This is a genomic window from Vibrio sp. 10N.222.46.A1 (assembly GCF_041473595.1).
In the GTDB taxonomy this organism is placed as follows: Bacteria; Pseudomonadota; Gammaproteobacteria; order Enterobacterales; family Vibrionaceae; genus Vibrio; species Vibrio tasmaniensis_A.
This window is the reverse complement of sequence record NZ_JBFRSN010000679.1, coordinates 1-686: the sequence shown is the minus strand read 5'-3', so window position 1 is coordinate 686 and position 686 is coordinate 1. Positions and strand designations below refer to the sequence as shown.

Below are 686 nucleotides of genomic sequence, written 5' to 3'. Positions count from 1 at the left end.
GTGTTGATGCATTTGTTAGAATTTTATTCGAGACTCCATTGATAGGTCGTAGTATAACAAATATGGTTTTCTCCATTATATGTAAAGGAATCTTGAACCCACATATTTTTTTGAACATCATTCCCTAGGAAGTCTTTTTCTGTAACATATTTGACATCATCTAGCAGATTATTATAAACATATGAAGATATACCTATTTTTCCATCAAGTTGATCACCAATTTTCACAGATTTGTTTACTGCATTTCCAATCCACACCAAGTCCCTATTATTCGCACCTGCTATACCAACTTTTGCACATAATATTTGTCCGTCATCAACCCCAATACCAAATTCGACTGTAGAGTATTTTTCCATTTTCTTTTTTACCTCAGACTTCGGAGAAGCAAGCATCCATTTCATTTTCATGGCAGCTTTTACTGCATTACTTAAGCTTCTCTTAGTAGTTCCTTGGAAAAAGACTAGCATTCCGTCGCCATTAAAACTCCGGACTTCCCCACTATAACTTTTAGCAATAGTTACAATTGTATGAAAATAAGCTTTATGAAGTTTTGCAACAGTCGTTCGATTATGATTATTTAAAACTTTTGTTGAACCTCTCATATCGATGAACAGTGTTGTAGCTTCAAATCGTAACCCCTTATTACCAAAAGTTAAGCTTGTATTATCAATATCCGGGACATACTT

1 protein-coding gene is annotated in these 686 nt (G+C 34.1%); it reads right to left on the bottom strand.

The window, feature by feature from the left end; translation table 11 throughout:
- Positions 1 to 23: 23 nt before the first annotated feature.
- Positions 24 to 686 (bottom strand): adenylate/guanylate cyclase domain-containing protein (locus tag AB4496_RS18235; protein WP_372131561.1); only part of this gene is annotated, 663 nt, incomplete at its 5' end.